At 67.4% G+C, this 13,840-nt stretch carries 17 protein-coding genes; 8 read left to right on the top strand and 9 right to left on the bottom strand.

Translation table 11 applies throughout. The annotated features are described in order from the left end of the window. Nucleotides 1-4 precede the first annotated feature (4 nt). Nucleotides 5-1,015: an AraC family transcriptional regulator gene (locus tag U5N23_RS11130; RefSeq protein ID WP_322592874.1), complete on the bottom strand. Its 1,011-nt coding sequence runs from the start codon at nt 1,013-1,015 to the stop codon at nt 5-7. A gap of 74 nt (nt 1,016-1,089) precedes the next feature. Between U5N23_RS11130 and U5N23_RS11125 the strand changes: the two genes are divergently transcribed. Together U5N23_RS11125 and U5N23_RS11120 are read left to right on the top strand one after the other, a co-directional pair. Next, on the top strand, nt 1,090-2,340 hold the full coding sequence (locus U5N23_RS11125; RefSeq protein WP_322592873.1) for an MFS transporter: 1,251 nt from the start codon (nt 1,090-1,092) through the stop codon (nt 2,338-2,340). Nucleotides 2,341-2,357: 17 nt separating this feature from the next. Next, nucleotides 2,358-3,386 (top strand): NADP-dependent oxidoreductase, encoded by a 1,029-nt coding sequence (locus U5N23_RS11120; protein WP_322592872.1) that lies wholly within the window; start codon nt 2,358-2,360, stop codon nt 3,384-3,386. Nucleotides 3,387-3,405: 19 nt separating this feature from the next. Here the strand turns inward: U5N23_RS11120 and U5N23_RS11115 are convergent, their stop codons facing one another. The 8 genes from U5N23_RS11115 to U5N23_RS11080 all read right to left on the bottom strand — a co-directional run bounded on the left by U5N23_RS11115 (nt 3,406) and on the right by U5N23_RS11080 (nt 9,363). Further along, nucleotides 3,406-4,416 (bottom strand): DUF3014 domain-containing protein, encoded by a 1,011-nt coding sequence (locus U5N23_RS11115; protein ID WP_322592871.1) that lies wholly within the window; start codon nt 4,414-4,416, stop codon nt 3,406-3,408. A 163-nt stretch (nt 4,417-4,579) separates the two neighbouring features. Beyond that, a complete protein-coding gene (locus tag U5N23_RS11110; protein WP_322592870.1) occupies nt 4,580-5,236 on the bottom strand; it encodes an alpha/beta hydrolase in 657 nt (218 codons plus the stop codon). 67 nt (nt 5,237-5,303) lie between these two features. Further along, a complete protein-coding gene (locus tag U5N23_RS11105; RefSeq protein ID WP_322592869.1) occupies nt 5,304-6,161 on the bottom strand; it encodes a class III extradiol ring-cleavage dioxygenase in 858 nt (285 codons plus the stop codon). Between the two features lie 177 nt (nt 6,162-6,338). Beyond that, complete coding sequence (locus tag U5N23_RS11100) at nt 6,339-6,905, bottom strand: hypothetical protein (protein WP_322592868.1); 567 nt, start codon at nt 6,903-6,905, stop codon at nt 6,339-6,341. A gap of 15 nt (nt 6,906-6,920) precedes the next feature. After that, nucleotides 6,921-7,385 (bottom strand): alternative ribosome rescue aminoacyl-tRNA hydrolase ArfB, encoded by a 465-nt coding sequence (gene arfB, locus U5N23_RS11095; protein WP_416208604.1) that lies wholly within the window; start codon nt 7,383-7,385, stop codon nt 6,921-6,923. A gap of 55 nt (nt 7,386-7,440) precedes the next feature. Further along, the gene (locus tag U5N23_RS11090; RefSeq protein WP_322592867.1) at nt 7,441-8,364 is read right to left on the bottom strand and encodes an alpha/beta hydrolase; all 924 of its coding nucleotides are present in this window, start codon (nt 8,362-8,364) and stop codon (nt 7,441-7,443) included. Continuing rightward, nucleotides 8,364-8,819, bottom strand: a complete 456-nt coding sequence (aroQ, locus tag U5N23_RS11085; protein ID WP_322592866.1) for a type II 3-dehydroquinate dehydratase — start codon at nt 8,817-8,819, stop codon at nt 8,364-8,366. Before aroQ ends, U5N23_RS11090 begins: the two co-directional genes overlap by 1 nt. 193 nt (nt 8,820-9,012) lie before the next feature. After that, nucleotides 9,013-9,363: a hypothetical protein gene (locus U5N23_RS11080; RefSeq protein WP_322592865.1), complete on the bottom strand. Its 351-nt coding sequence runs from the start codon at nt 9,361-9,363 to the stop codon at nt 9,013-9,015. Nucleotides 9,364-9,694: 331 nt separating this feature from the next. Here U5N23_RS11080 and U5N23_RS11075 point away from each other — a divergent pair, with 331 nt between their 5' ends. From U5N23_RS11075 to U5N23_RS11050, 6 genes are all read left to right on the top strand, one after another. Next, nucleotides 9,695-11,518, top strand: coding sequence for a glutamine--tRNA ligase/YqeY domain fusion protein (locus U5N23_RS11075; RefSeq protein WP_322592864.1), 1,824 nt, complete (start codon nt 9,695-9,697; stop codon nt 11,516-11,518). Nucleotides 11,519-11,612: 94 nt separating this feature from the next. Then, the gene (locus tag U5N23_RS11070; RefSeq protein WP_322592863.1) at nt 11,613-11,861 is read left to right on the top strand and encodes a type II toxin-antitoxin system Phd/YefM family antitoxin; all 249 of its coding nucleotides are present in this window, start codon (nt 11,613-11,615) and stop codon (nt 11,859-11,861) included. Between the two features lie 8 nt (nt 11,862-11,869). After that, the gene (locus U5N23_RS11065) at nt 11,870-12,289 is read left to right on the top strand and encodes a type II toxin-antitoxin system VapC family toxin (protein ID WP_322592862.1); all 420 of its coding nucleotides are present in this window, start codon (nt 11,870-11,872) and stop codon (nt 12,287-12,289) included. Between the two features lie 173 nt (nt 12,290-12,462). After that, nucleotides 12,463-12,828 (top strand): hypothetical protein, encoded by a 366-nt coding sequence (locus tag U5N23_RS11060; protein ID WP_322592861.1) that lies wholly within the window; start codon nt 12,463-12,465, stop codon nt 12,826-12,828. Between the two features lie 115 nt (nt 12,829-12,943). Further along, the gene (locus U5N23_RS11055) at nt 12,944-13,366 is read left to right on the top strand and encodes a nuclear transport factor 2 family protein (protein WP_322592860.1); all 423 of its coding nucleotides are present in this window, start codon (nt 12,944-12,946) and stop codon (nt 13,364-13,366) included. Nucleotides 13,367-13,450: 84 nt separating this feature from the next. Continuing rightward, nucleotides 13,451-13,771: a DUF2322 family protein gene (locus U5N23_RS11050; RefSeq protein ID WP_322592859.1), complete on the top strand. Its 321-nt coding sequence runs from the start codon at nt 13,451-13,453 to the stop codon at nt 13,769-13,771. Nucleotides 13,772-13,840 lie beyond the last annotated feature (69 nt).

The following is a 13,840-nucleotide window of genomic DNA, read 5'->3' as shown; positions in this document are numbered from 1 at the left end:
CTTTTCACTCCGCCCGTGCCGTGCTCGGCGGGTGCCCGATGATCCGCTTGTACGCCCGGCTGAACGAGGCCTCGGACTCGTAGCCCAGGCGGTTGGCCGCCACAGCCACGCGCATGCCGTCGCGCGCGATCCAGCGGCGCGCCTGCGACATCTTGACCTTGGCCACATAGCGCGCCGGGCTCTCGCCCATGGTGCGCGTGAACGACTCGGCAAAGCTCGAGCGCGAGGCGCCCATCAGGTCGGCCAGCAGCGGCACGCTCCAGTCGCGCTCGGGGTCGGCGTGGATGGCGGCGATCACCTTGCCGATGCGCGGGCAGCGCACGGCGGCGATCCAGCCCGTGGGGTTGTTGCAGCTGCACTCCACCCAGGCGCGGATGATGCTGGCGGCCAGTGCATCGGCCAGCCGCGCCAGGATGGCGCAGGCGCCCATGCGGTCCTGCGCCACCTCGCGCTCCATGGCGTCGAGCAGCACCGGCACCGTGGTGTCGCGCCGCGCCAGGTCGCCGGCCATCATCACCTCGGGCATCATCGCCATCAGCGGGTGCAGCGGGTCGAGGTTGAAGCGCAGCGCGCCGCAGAACATCACGTCGGGCGCGGGCGGCGGTGGCGGCGCGATGGCGGCCTGCGCAGGCTGGCGCGCTTCGCGCCCGTCCACCAGGTAGATGTTCTCTGACACTGCCTTGCGCGCCAGCGAATCGATGTCCACCGGCGGCACGTCGGGCGAACTGGCCAGCACGTGGAAACTGCCGTGCGGCAGCAGCACCGCGTCGCCCGGGTTCAGGCGCTGCCAGTCGGTCGTGGGCGTGCGCAGCCAGGCCCCGCCATGGCCCACGAAGTGAAAGCGCGCCGAGCGCTGCGCCGGGAAGGCAATGGCCCACGGCGGGTGCAGCACGCAGCGGCCATACTCCACGCCATCCAGGCGCAGGCCGAGCAGGATTTGGGTCAGCAGGTCCGGCGGTTCGGCAAATGGCTCTTGAGCCACCTGGTCGAAGGGTCTGGATAAAAAGTCAAGCATTTCGGCTTTTATGGCATGGAAACGCCGCCATCTTATCCCTACGATGGCTTTCCATCCACCCGAAGGCCTTTCCCGTGTCCTCCTCTCCCTCCTGCTCCGCCTGCCTTGATGCGCCCACCGGTGCCGTCGTTGCCGAGGCCACGCCCGCCCCCCTTTCCACCCCCGAGCCCACCGAGGCACACTGGGCCGCCGTGGCCTCCATGGCCCTGGGTGTCTTCGGCCTGGTCACGGCCGAGTTCCTGCCCGCCAGCCTGCTCACCGCCATGGCCAGCGACCTGCGCGTGAGCGATGGCGCCGCCGGCCAGGCCGTCACCGTCACCGCACTGGTGGCGGCCGTGGCCGCGCCATCGCTGCCGCTGCTCACGCGCCGCATCGACCGGCGGCTGGTGATGATCACCTTCACGCTGCTGCTGGTGCTGTCCAACGTGATGTCGGCCCTGGCCGGCAGCATGGCCACGCTGCTGGCGGCGCGGGTGCTGCTGGGCGTGGCGCTGGGCGGCTTCTGGTCCATGTCGGCGGCGCTGGCCATGCGGCTGGTGCCGGCATCGCTGTTTGCGCGGGCCATGTCGTTCATCCTCACCGGGGTGTCGGTGGCCACCGTCTGCGCAGCGCCCATCGGCGCCTGGATGGGCGACCTGTGGGGCTGGCGCAGCGCCTTCATCGCGGCCGGCGGCATCAGCCTGATCACGCTGGCCGTGCAGTTGGTGGCCTTGCCCGCCCTGCCCCCGCGCGACAACCCCAACCTCCAGGTGCTGGGCGAGCTGCTGCGCCGCCCACCGGTGCGCGTGGCGCTGCTGGCGGTGCTGCTGGTGATCTCGGGCCACTTCGCAGGCTTTACCTACATCCGCCCGCTGATGGAGCAGATCACGCACATGTCGGTGGCCACCATCACGGCGGTGCTGCTGGGCTATGGCGTGGGCGGCTTCTTCGGCAACTTCGTGGGCGGCTGGATCGCCGGGCGCAGCGAGCGCCAGGCCATCGTCGCCGGCGGTGCCGTCATCGCCGTGCTGGCCGCCACCTTGCTGGTGGCCGGGCAGTCGGCCGCCATCACCGCCGTGGCCGTCACGCTGTGGGGCTTTGCCTTCGGCGCCTTCCCGGTGGGCTTTCAGACCTGGATCGTGCGCGCCGCGCCCGACCAGGCCGAGGGCGCGGGCGGGCTGCTGGTGGCAGCCTTCCAGATCGCCATCGCCAGCGGCGCCATCTTCGGCGGGCTGATGGTGGACCATGTGGGTGCCCTGGGAGGGCCGGCGTTTGCGCTGGGGGCACTGACGCTGGGTACCTTGTTGACCCTGCGACACGGCCCCCGGCCTGCGGTCGCCGCCTGATCCAGGGAGCAAGCACCATGGCAACCGAGAGCAACCGCCGCATCACGCTCGCCGCACGCCCGCAAGGACTGCCTGAGCCCCAGCACTTCGGGCTGCAGACGCAACCCGTGCCCGAGCCTGCTGACGGCCAAGTGCTTTTGAAGACGCTGTACCTGTCCATCGACCCGTACATGCGCAACCTGATGGACCCCATCGGCCCCGGCTACGCGCCGCCCGTGGAGATCGGCGCGCCCATGGTCGGCGGCACCGTGAGCCGGGTCGTCACCTCACGCAACGCCCAGTTCCGCGAGGGCGATCTGGTGCTGGCCAATGCCGGCTGGCAGGACTACGCCCTGTCCGACGGCAGCGACCTGCTGGCGCTGGGCGATGCGGCGCAGCCCTCGCAGTCGCTCGGCGGCCTGGGCATGCCGGGCTTCACGGCCTACGTGGGCCTGCTCGACATCGGCAAGCCCCAGCCCGGCGAGACGGTGGTGGTGGCCGCAGCCACCGGCGCCGTGGGCGCCATCGTCGGCCAGATCGCCAAACTCAAGGGTGCGCGCGTGGTGGGCATTGCCAGCGGTGCCGACAAGTGCCGCCATGCGGTGCAGGAACTGGGCTTCGACGCCTGCCTGGACCGGCGCGAGCCGGGCTTGGCCGAGCGGCTTGCAGCGGCCTGCCCGCAGGGCATCGACGTCTACTTCGAGAACGTGGGTGGCGAGGTGTTCGACGCCGTGCTGCCGCTCTTGAACCTGCACGCGCGCGTGCCGGTGTGCGGCTTCATTGCCCACTACAACGATGAAAGCAACACACCCAGCGGCCCCGACCGCCTGCCCCGCCTGACCGCCACGCTGCTGCAAAAGCGCGTGCGCATGCAGGGCTTCATCATCCTGGACCACTACGGCGAACGTTTCGACAGCTTCCGCCGCGAGATGGCGGCCTGGATCGCCCAGGGCCAGGTGCGACTGCGCGAGGACATCGTGGACGGGCTGGAGAACGCGCCCGAGGCGCTGCGCCGGGTGCTGCAAGGGCACAATTTCGGAAAGACCGTGGTCCGCGTGGCGGAGTAGTTCAACAGCAGGCGACCACTCACTGCACCTTGGCGGCTGCGGCCGGTTTGGCCGTGGCGGCCTGCGGCTTGGCCTGCGCGCCCTTGCCCGCAGCCTTGGGCACCACACCCGTCGCCACGCGCTTGCGAAACTCCGCCAGGCGCACCTTCAGGCGCTTTTCGTTCTCGGGCCCCATGCGCACCAGCATCTTCTGCCCGCTCGACAGCGCCTGCAGCTGCGGGTCGACGAACTCGTAGCGCACCCAGGGCCGGGTGGAGGGCACCTCGCCCTTCACCTCGGTCAGCTCCACCAGCAGCGGGCCGGTGGGCTCAGGCGTCTTGAGCAGGTGGTCGAGCACGGCCACCAGGCGGTCGTTGAAGTACTTGCCCGGGTAGCCCAGTTCCTCGTATGCCTGCTGGAACAGCGGGTACAGCCGCGCATAGGCCGCTACGGCCGGGTCGACGGGGATCGCCTCGGCAAAGGCCACGAAGGCGCTGTAGCGCCCGGCATTGCCATCCGCAATGGCCAGTTGGCCGTGGGTACCGGGGACACCCTCCACGCTGAAGCGGCGCGGCGCCAGCTGCACCGGCCACATGCGCGAGGGCGCCTGGGCGCGCGGCAGGTTGTCCACCGTGGCCACCACGCGGCGCACAAAGCCGTCAAGCTGCAAGAACGAGCCCACCGAGGGCTGGCCCAGCAGTTCGGTCAGCGCCTGGGCCACTGCGGCATCGGACTCGGCCAGTTCAGGCAGCTGCGCCGCGTCGGCCGGGGCCAGCGGGTCAATGAGGTTCTGCGGGCCCGTGGGCTCCGATGCAGCAGCCACGGGTGCCGATGCAGCGGCCTCGGGCGGCGCCGCGGCGGCAGGCGGCTCGGCCACCGCACTGTTCTTAGCCTGCCATTGCCACCATGCGTAGCCCGCCCCCACCAGGGCCACCACCAGCACGCCCGCCACCCAGCCTGCCGCCCCGCCCGTGCTGCGCGGCGGGGTCGGGTGATGGTCGCTGCGCAGTTCGGAAAAATCGCGGTCGTGGTCGAGCACTGGATCGGGCATGCAGGGGTCCTTGTGTCATGGGCCGGGGTGCGGCCAACGCAGCGGCCCGGATGATCATGGCCTGACCATTGGAAACCCTTTAGGTTCCAGCAAGACGTAACGCCCTGTTTTCGTCATGGGCACGCTGCATGCAAGCAACAGCGTGCCCAGACGCGGGAGAGTCCTACAACGACTGCAACCAGTCCACCGTAGCCGCCAGCTCGGCCGGCCGGATCTCGTGCATGCCGGGGAACTCGCGGTAGTTCAGGGTGACAGGCAGCTGCGCGAAATGCTCGCGGATGGCATGGGCCTGCGCCAGCGGAATCACGTTGTCCTGCGTGCCGTGGCTCACCCACAGCTGCTTGCCCTGCAGCGCAGCGGCCGGCGCGGCGGCTGGCAGCACCTGGGGCAGCAGCCGGCTGTGCCACACCATGGCAGCCTGCAGCAGCGCGGGCTGGGTGAGCAGCAGCGACAACGACATGATGCCGCCCTGGCTGAACCCGCCCACCACCACGCGGCTGGCCGGCACACCCAGCTGCGATGCAGCGGCTTCGACCGCCTGCGCCACCAGCGCGCGGCTTTGCAGCTCCTGCGGCTCGTTGATGGTGCGGTCGCCATTGGGCGCCACCGAAAACTCGAACCAGGCGTTGGCCCCCGGCCCCATGCGAAACGGCGCGCGCAGGCTCAGCACATGGAAGCGCCCGGGCACGTGCGGCGCCAGGCCGAACAGGTCCTGCTCGTTGCTGCCCACGCCGTGCATCAGCACCAGCAGCCAGGGCTCGGTGGTGGCAGCGGCAGGGGGACGGTGCAGGTAGGTCAGCGGCAGGTTGGGTGTGGTCATGGACAAGGATCGTTGGGGTGGAGGGGCCGGCGCCGCATCTGGCGGCACCGAATGTGCCATTGTCAGGTCAGTGGGCAGCGGCAGCAGGTGCCGCTGTTGGCTGGAGCGCGAAGGCATCCATCGACAACATGCTGTACATCACCTCTCGGCTCAGGTACTGCGCCTGCAGGTCATCGCCGGCCGCGCCCAGCGCAAAGAAGAGGGGCAGAAAGTGGTCTTCCGTAGGGTGCGCGCGCGTGGCGTGCGGCGCTAGGCTGCGGTAGTCGAGCAGCGCCTGCATGTCGCCACGGGCCAGCGCATCCTCGATCCAGCGGCTGAACTCGAGCACATAGGGCGCGGGCTCGCGCACGCCGCCAAAGAACTCGGACAGGTTGTGCGTCATGCTGCCCGAGCCCACCACCAGCACGCCCTGGCTGCGCAGCCCGCGCAGCGCCGCACCCAGCGCAAACACCTCGGCAGGGCCCGCGCCCGCCGGCAGCGCCACCTGCACCACGGGCAGGTCAGCATCGGGGAACAAATGCATCAGCGGCACCCAGGCGCCATGGTCGAACGGGCGTGCGGCATCGCCCTGCGCGGCCACGTCGGCGGCCTGCAGCAAGCCCAGCACCTCCTGCGCCAGCGCAGGCGAGCCCGGCGCCGGGTACTGCAACTGGTACAGCGCCTGCGGGAAACCGCCAAAGTCATGCCAGGTGGCCGGCTGCGGCCCCGTCATCACCTGCGGGCTGCGCGCCATCCAGTGCGGCGACATGATCACCACGCCGCGCAGCCCCGGAAACTGCGCCCGCAGCCCTTGGCCCCACTGCGTGAGCGCAGGGCCGGTGGTGCCGGCATCGATGGCGAACAGCGGAGCGCCGTGCGATACGAACAGGGCCGGTACGGTGGCGATGGCAGAAGAAGGGGAAGGGGCTTGGGTGGTGGCGGACATGGTCGGCGTACTTTCTCTAGGGTCTGAGAAGTACTTTAGGACTTACCAAGGCCGCGACCAAGCCCCGGCGATCAAACGGATTGTTGCGATTTTGGGGTGAATCGGAGGCTTTGAGGGAGGCCTCAAAGCCGGTGGCAGCTCCACGACTCTGGCGGGCTGCTCCACTTGGCTCACCCTTTATGCCGTCAAGTGGTCCTTTGGCCCACCGTTCAAACGTCGGGCTTCACTCTCAAACCAGTTCATAAACTCCGATATGGACTGAAGCACATCGGGAAGACGAGCCCGCAGTTCCTCTTCTTTGGCCAGCGACCAATTGAGGACCTTCACCTCACCAGCCGGCGTGCACAGAATGAACGACTTGCCGTTGTCGTCAAACTGTTCTCCCCAGTTCGTCAGGAAGTCAAACCGACCGTATTTTTCCGACGCTTGGCGACACTCCTCCAACGTTCGAACATCGGTGAGTTCCACATCTCCGTGAAAGCCATAAAGCAGCCCATCCAGATGATTCCAGAGGCTGATGGCGGACATGCCTTCAAACTCGGCCAGCCAGAGCAACGCGAGACGTTCCCTGAGCAGCCGGAAATTCACGTAGGAAGGGTATAGCGCGCATTGTTTCGCGAAGAAATCGCCAATCGGCATACCTTGGCACCACACACGCATGCGGCCCCAAACTGCGGATGGCGGCGCCAAATCCGGCTCGGACATTGCCTCAATCGCAAAGGTCTTCTCAGTACCGAAAAGCATTTACTACCATCCTGGTCAGTCCTTGACGCGCCCCCGCAACGCCTTCGTCTCACTCCGCTGGCTCTTGCCCTCCAGCCGCCGCTGCTTGGACCCATACGTCGGCTTGGTCGCACGCCGCACGCGCGGCGGCGCGGCCACGGTGTTGACCAAGGCATTCAGCCGCTCGATGGCATCGCTGCGGTTCTGCTCCTGGCTGCGGTACTGCTGGGCCTTGATGACGACCACGCCATCCTGCGTGATGCGCGAATCGCGCAGGGCCAGCAGGCGCTCCTTCACGCCTTCGGACAACGAAGACGCGGCGATGTCGAAGCGCAGGTGCACAGCGCTTGAGACCTTGTTGACGTTCTGCCCGCCCGCCCCCTGGGCGCGCATGGCGGTGATCTCGACCTCGCGCTCGTCGACCTGCAGCACGGCGACCTGGCCGTTGACGCGCGGGGCCTCCTGCGGCGGACGCGGTGGGCGTGGCGCTGCCTCGGGCAATGCTGCAGCTGCGGCAAGGGTCGGCGGCTTGGAGTCGAGCGGGGTGTCGGCCATGTCAGCCCCTTGCGCCCGCCGCACCCTCAGCCAGCGCCGACAGCAGCACCTGCAAGAAGGCCTCGGGCCGCTCGAACTGCACCCAGTGCCCGGCGTCGGCCACCAGGGCCATGCCACGAAAGTCCGGCACGGCGGCGGCATACGCAGCCTCCAGCTCGGCCATGAAGCCCTGGTACAGCGCATCGGCTTCGCCGTAGATCACGTGCACCGGGCAGGTCACCTGCGGCAGCGAGCGGGCCAGGATGTCGGTGCGCGCCAGGCGGCGGCGCGTCATGCGGTCGCGCACCACATTGCCCACGTGCACTTCGAGCGCCAGGCCTTCGACCAGGGTGGCATCGCGCAGCATCAGCACGGCGAGGTTGTAGCGGTGCATGTCGAGCTGCTCGGCGGGCGGCAGGTGGCGCCAGCCTTTCAGACGCACGGGCCGCTCGGCCACCACGCCCATGGCAGGGGCGCCCACCACCACCAACTGGCGCGCCAGTTCAGGGTGGGCCGCCAGCGTGAGCCCGGCGGTGAGCCCGCCGAACGAAAAGCCCACCAGGTCCACCGGCCTGGGGCCGAACAGCGCGCGCAGGCCGTCGGCCATGGGCTCGACCAGTGCATCGGCATCGCCGCCCGTGGGCGGGGTGGCCGAGTCGCCAAAGCCCGGCAGGTCGGGTATCCAGATCTGGCGGCCGGCGGCCACCAGGGGCTCGATGTTGCGCACCCAGTGCGTCCAGCTGCCGCTGCCGCCGTGCAGCAGCACCAGCGGGGGCTGGCTCTCAGAAGCCTCGCCCCAGCTGTGCCAGACGGTGTCGCCGTTGCCGCAGGGCGTGGTATGGCGCTGCGCCAGTGCCCGCAGTCGGTCGATCTCGGGGGAAGGCAGGCGGGCGACCTCGCGCGCAGGGGCTGCGGGATTTTGGTCCTCGTCGTCCCCAGCGGCCATCACATGCCCGCCAGGCCGTCGATGGCCAGCGCATAGCCGCGCACGCCAAAGCCGCACATCACGGCCTTGGCCGCTGCGGCGATGTAGGAGTGGTGGCGGAAGGCCTCGCGCGCGTGCACATTGCTGATGTGCAGCTCGATCAGCGTGATGGCCGTGCCCTTGGTGGCATCGTGCAGTGCCACGCTGGTGTGCGTGTAGGCGCCGGCATTGAGCACCACGCCGGCCAGTTCGCCAGCCGTGTGCAGGCGGCCGGCCTCGTGGATCCAGTCCACCAGCGCGCCTTCATGGTTGCTCTGGTGAAAGCGCAGCGCAAAACCATGGCGCTCGCAGGCCTCAACGCACATCTGTTCGACATCGGCCAGGGTGTGCGCGCCGTACACGGCGGGTTCGCGCGTGCCCAGCAGGTTCAGGTTGGGGCCATTCAGGACAAAAACGGTTTTCTTGTTCGCAGACATGCAGCAGCTCTCCGGGCGTTGGGACGGGCCTGCCGATCATTCGCCAGGCAGGCCGTGGTGGGGCCGCCAAAGGCGCGGCTCCTGCCAACGCGGGATTATGCGGTGCCCGCCACCGTCTCACCGGCCCCGGCGCCATCCCTGCGAGGGGCGGCACCCGGCTTGGCGGCCCAGTGGGCGCGCCAAGCGCAGCAGGTCAGCGGTCCCAACGGCCGCGGCCGTGTCCATGGCCGTGGTGGCGATGGCCGTGGCCGTGACCACCGCGGTAGTAGTACACGGGCGGGGGTGGCGCGTAGTACACCGGTGGGGGCGGCGCGTAGTACACCGGCGCGGGGGCCGAGTACACCGGGCGCGGCGCGTAGTAGACAGGGGCCGGGGCCGAGTACACCGGGTAGCCGTTGCCCACGCCCACCACCACACCTGGCGAACTCAGGCCTATCGACCAGTTGACATCGCTGCGGGCCTGGGCGGAGCCGGCGGCTGCAAAGAGCGCCAGGGCCACACCAGCGGCGGCGGCCATGGACTGGATAGAACGGGTTTTCGTCATGTAAATCTCCTGGTAGTGGAGGCGGCCCCCTTGGTTGGGATTCGCCTCACTGGTACTCAACGCACCAGATGTCCGAAAGGATGGCACGAAACTCCATCTTTATTGTTTCTTTACGTACAGGTGAGTGCGCACTCCTGCGCAATAGTTCACGCCAAAACGCTTTAGTGTCGGAGCCGGCAGACGGTTGCAAGTTCCCACGGACCGATTTCGGGGACTTGCGGCGTTACAAATCGGGGGCTGGAAGCCCTGGTTGCAGCATGAAGGGGCCCCCTAGCGCCCCCGACCGCGCTGCACTGCAGCAGACGGCCCGGCCTCCCCCTAAAATGGGCCAATGACCACGTCCACCCCCGCCAACACCCCTGCCGCAGCCCCCGAAGCGGCCCTTGAGACCGCCAAGACGAGCAACTTCCTGCGCCAGATCATCGAACACGACCTGGACAAGGGCACCTACGCCAGCCGCCAATGGGGTGGTACACCGGGCGACGCCGCCCACCACGCCAAGGGCCAGCCCGACCCGGCGAAGATCCGCACGCGCTTCCCGCCCGAGCCCAATGGCTACCTGCACATCGGCCACGCCAAGAGCATCTGCATCAACTTCGGCCTGGCGCGCGACTACGGCGGCGTGTGCCACCTGCGCTTTGACGACACCAACCCCGAAAAAGAAGACACCGAGTACGTCAACAGCATCATCGATGCCGTCAAATGGCTGGGCTTCGACTGGAACGGCAGCCCCAACGCCGCGCCCTACCAGGCCAGCGATTATTTCGACTTCATGTACCGCGCGGCCGAGTACCTGGTCGAGGCCGGCCACGCCTATGTGGACGAGCAGACCGTGGAGCAAATGCGCGCCAACCGCGGCGACTTCGGCAAGCCGGGGGTCAACAGCCCCTTCCGCGCCCGCACGCCGGCCGAAAACCTGAGGCGCTTTCGCGAAATGCGCGACGGCGAGCACGAAGACGGCTCCATGGTGCTGCGCGCCAAGATCGACATGGCCAGCCCCAACATCAACATGCGCGACCCGGCCATCTACCGCATCCGCCGCGCAACGCACCACAACACCGGCGATACCTGGTGCATCTACCCGATGTACACGTACGCCCACCCCATCGAGGACGCGCTGGAGCAGATCACCCACAGCCTGTGCACGCTGGAGTTCGAAGACCAGCGCCCGTTTTACGACTGGCTGCTGGAGCGCCTGACCGAAGGCGGCCTGCTGGGCAACCCGCCCCCGCGCCAGTACGAGTTCTCGCGCCTGAACCTTACCTACGTGATCACCAGCAAGCGCAAGCTGGCCCAACTGGTGTACGACCACAAGGTGAGCGGCTGGGACGACCCGCGCATGCCCACCATCGTCGGCCTGCGCCGGCGCGGCTACACGCCCGAATCGCTGCAGGTGTTTGCCGATCGCATCGGCGTGACCAAGAGCGACAGCTGGATCGACTACAGCACGCTGGAAGGCTGCCTGCGCGAAGACCTGGAGCTCAAGGCCTTCCGCGGCATGGCCGTGCTCAACCCCGTCAAGCTGGTGCTCACCAACTGGGACGAGGTCATGGGCGCCGGCCACCTGGAGTCCTGCACCCTGCCCTCGCTGCCCCACCCGCCCGAAGGCGTGGAAAGCCCCGAGCGCCACTTCACCATCGGCAAAGAGGTGTGGATCGAACGCGAAGATTTTGAGGAAGAGCCCCCCAAGGGCTACAAGCGCCTGTTCCCGGGCAACAAGGTGCGCCTGAAGGGCGGCTACGTCATCGAGTGCACCGGCTGCACCAAGGATGCCGACGGCACCATCACCGAAGTGCTGGCCACCGTGGTGCCAGACACCAAGAGCGGCACCCCCGGCGCCGACACCGTCAAGGTCAAGGCCGCCATCACCTGGGTGGGCGTGGCTGACGGCGTGAATGCAGAAGTGCGCATGTACGACCGCCTCTTCCTCGAAGCCCAGCCCGATGCGGGCGGCAAGGACTTCATCGAAGGCCTGAACCCGAACAGCCTGAAGACCGTGACCGCCATCGTGGAGCCCTCGCTGGGCCATGCCCACAAGGACGACAAGTTCCAGTTCGAACGCCACGGCTACTTCGTCGCCGACCGGGTGGACCACGAGCCGGGCAAGCCGGTGTTCAATCTGGCGGTGGGGTTGAAGGACAGCTGGGGTAAGTAAACCCCACTCAGAACAAAGGCGCCTTGGGCGCCTTTGTTATTTCACCGCTTGCGGCCTACAATCTGACCTGTCTAGTCAGACATCCAGGAGCACTATGCAAACATGGCAAATGCAGGACGCCAAGGCCCGCATGTCCGAACTGGTGAAATCCGCCCAGAGCCAGCCGCAGGACATCACCGTACATGGCAAGTCGGTTGCGGTGGTGGTTTCGCGCGAAACCTTCGACCGGCTTTCCCAAGCGCAGGGGACGCTTGTGGACTTCATGCAGCGGTCGCCCTTGTTCGGAGCTGATGACGTGGAGTTTGAACGCGACTCCAGCCTCACGCGTGATACTGGCTTCTGAGGCGGCCCATGAGCTACCTGATCGACACCAATGTGCTTTCCGAGCTGAGGCGCAAGGCGCCGGATCCTGGTGTGGTGGACTGGTTCACCAAGCGTCCACCCAGCACGCTGTTCCTGAGCGTATTGACGCTGGGAGAGATACGCAAAGGGATAGAAGGTGCTTCGGACGCGCAGCGACGCCAGGTGCTGACCGACTGGCTCGAAACGGACCTGCCGCTTTTCTTCACGGGGCGCATACTGTCTGTGGACGCTTCCGTCTCTGATCGATGGGGCAGGCTAGTTGGCGCTGCAGGGCGCCCCCTGCCCGCCATCGACAGCCTGCTTGCTGCCACCGCGATGGCGCATGACCTGGTACTCGTAACGCGCAATACCAAAGACTTTGCGGGGCTGTCTGTGCAGCTGTTCAATCCGTGGGCAGACAAGCAATAAGCGCCTGTCAGGCTTACCCTGCCCACTCTGTTGATGCGCGGCGTAGTCGACGGCGTGAAGGCCGAAATGCACATGTACGACCACCCGTTCCTCGAAGCCCAGCCCGACGCGGGCGGCAAGATCCAGTTCGAATGCCACGGCTACTTCGTTGCCTTCAACTGCCCAGTGCGGAGATGGCCATCGAGCGGGTGCGCTTGCGGGTGTCGCAGGGCGGGCATAACATTCCTGATGAGGTCGTTAGGCGGCGGTTTGATGCGGGGCTGTCCCATCTGACCCGAACCTACCAGCCCATCGTCGATGCCTGGTTTCTGTACGACAACCAGCACCGGCAGCCATTGCTGCTGGACCAAGGTCTCGCCCCCACCGATGATCTGGCCCAGGCTGCATTGGCAGCGCTTGCCAGGGCAGGCCTGCGTGCAGCACAAGACGCGCGCAAAGCAAACACCCCTATGGTGATCACGGTGGGGGGCAAGGTGCAGCACATCAGCCCAGAGGAGTACGTCAGCCTGCGCCAAGCCCCGCAAAAGGCCCCCGCGTGATGGCGGAGTGCCCACTGTCAGCCCTTCCCTACCCCACCCTTCGCACTCAGCCGATGCCGGCAGAGGTCGCCACCGCGCACCATGGCCCCTTGTTCATGAAACAACGGAGGTCCCCATGCCCACGACATCTGCACCCCGCCAAACCCTCATCGACCTGGAAACCCAATTCTGGCAAGCCATGGTCGACGAGAACGTCGGCGCCGCCACCGAGCTGCTGGCCGAGCCCGCCATGATGGTCAGCAGCCACGGTGCGCTCCAATTCGGCCGCGCCATGTACGGCAAGATGGCCAAGGAAGGCCCGATGGTGGTCACCGCCTTTGAGTTCAGCGACATGCAGGTGGTGTTCCCGACCGAAGCGATGGGCATCCTGACCTACCGCGTGAAGCAGGGCGTGGCGCCGCGCGGCGACAAGGCGCAGAGCACGGAACAGGTGATGCACGACAGCTCGACCTGGATCCATGCTGATGGCCAGTGGAAGTGCGTGATGCACACCGAGACGCCGGTGGACGACTCCATGAAGGCACCAACCAAGCACTGAGGAAGGCGCGGGGGTTTTAAGATCGGCGGTCTTTTCCATCCAAGCGCAGCCGGGCCATGCTCGCCTCGATCTTTGTCTATCCTCATGAACTTCGCCACCCGCCTCCAGCAACTGCCCTCCGCCTCCCACCTTGCCGCCCTGCAACTGCTGGGCGCCGATGGCGAGGTGCTCGCCACCATCGAGAACAAGCCCGGCCAGACCGGCTCGCTGGTGGTGTATGCCGCGCTGGCCGCGCTGTACGGCGGCAGTATCACGCCGGCAGCGGCGCGCCTGGGGCTGGAGTGGTATGGCGAGCACGTGGCCGATGCCAAGGCATTTCCGGGCAAGCACCCCAACATCGACCGCCTGCTGGGCTGGGCCGAGGGCAGCGAGAGCTACCGCGCGCAGGTGGTTGCCCTCGCCTGATGCCCATTGAGCCAGGCTCTGATACGGATTTGCCTTCAACCGTCTAACTTCTTTGGTCCGCCTTGCCGT

The sequence above is a fragment of the Acidovorax sp. genome, from assembly GCF_034519795.1.
GTDB lineage: Bacteria > Pseudomonadota > Gammaproteobacteria > Burkholderiales > Burkholderiaceae_C > Acidovorax.
This window is presented reverse-complemented; position numbering and strand designations above follow the sequence as displayed.

Coding starts and splice junctions, on each gene's coding strand:
- U5N23_RS11130 (WP_322592874.1), bottom strand. CDS start 1,015: ATGCTTGACTTTTTATCCAGACCCTTCGACCAGGTGGCTCAAGAGCCA.
- U5N23_RS11120 (WP_322592872.1), top strand. CDS start 2,358: ATGGCAACCGAGAGCAACCGCCGCATCACGCTCGCCGCACGCCCGCAA.
- U5N23_RS11115 (WP_322592871.1), bottom strand. CDS start 4,416: ATGCCCGATCCAGTGCTCGACCACGACCGCGATTTTTCCGAACTGCGC.
- U5N23_RS11110 (WP_322592870.1), bottom strand. CDS start 5,236: ATGACCACACCCAACCTGCCGCTGACCTACCTGCACCGTCCCCCTGCC.
- U5N23_RS11105 (WP_322592869.1), bottom strand. CDS start 6,161: ATGTCCGCCACCACCCAAGCCCCTTCCCCTTCTTCTGCCATCGCCACC.
- U5N23_RS11100 (WP_322592868.1), bottom strand. CDS start 6,905: ATGCTTTTCGGTACTGAGAAGACCTTTGCGATTGAGGCAATGTCCGAG.
- U5N23_RS11090 (WP_322592867.1), bottom strand. CDS start 8,364: ATGGCCGCTGGGGACGACGAGGACCAAAATCCCGCAGCCCCTGCGCGC.
- aroQ (WP_322592866.1), bottom strand. CDS start 8,819: ATGTCTGCGAACAAGAAAACCGTTTTTGTCCTGAATGGCCCCAACCTG.
- U5N23_RS11080 (WP_322592865.1), bottom strand. CDS start 9,363: ATGACGAAAACCCGTTCTATCCAGTCCATGGCCGCCGCCGCTGGTGTG.
- U5N23_RS11075 (WP_322592864.1), top strand. CDS start 9,695: ATGACCACGTCCACCCCCGCCAACACCCCTGCCGCAGCCCCCGAAGCG.
- U5N23_RS11070 (WP_322592863.1), top strand. CDS start 11,613: ATGCAAACATGGCAAATGCAGGACGCCAAGGCCCGCATGTCCGAACTG.
- U5N23_RS11065 (WP_322592862.1), top strand. CDS start 11,870: ATGAGCTACCTGATCGACACCAATGTGCTTTCCGAGCTGAGGCGCAAG.
- U5N23_RS11060 (WP_322592861.1), top strand. CDS start 12,463: ATGGCCATCGAGCGGGTGCGCTTGCGGGTGTCGCAGGGCGGGCATAAC.
- U5N23_RS11055 (WP_322592860.1), top strand. CDS start 12,944: ATGCCCACGACATCTGCACCCCGCCAAACCCTCATCGACCTGGAAACC.
- U5N23_RS11050 (WP_322592859.1), top strand. CDS start 13,451: ATGAACTTCGCCACCCGCCTCCAGCAACTGCCCTCCGCCTCCCACCTT.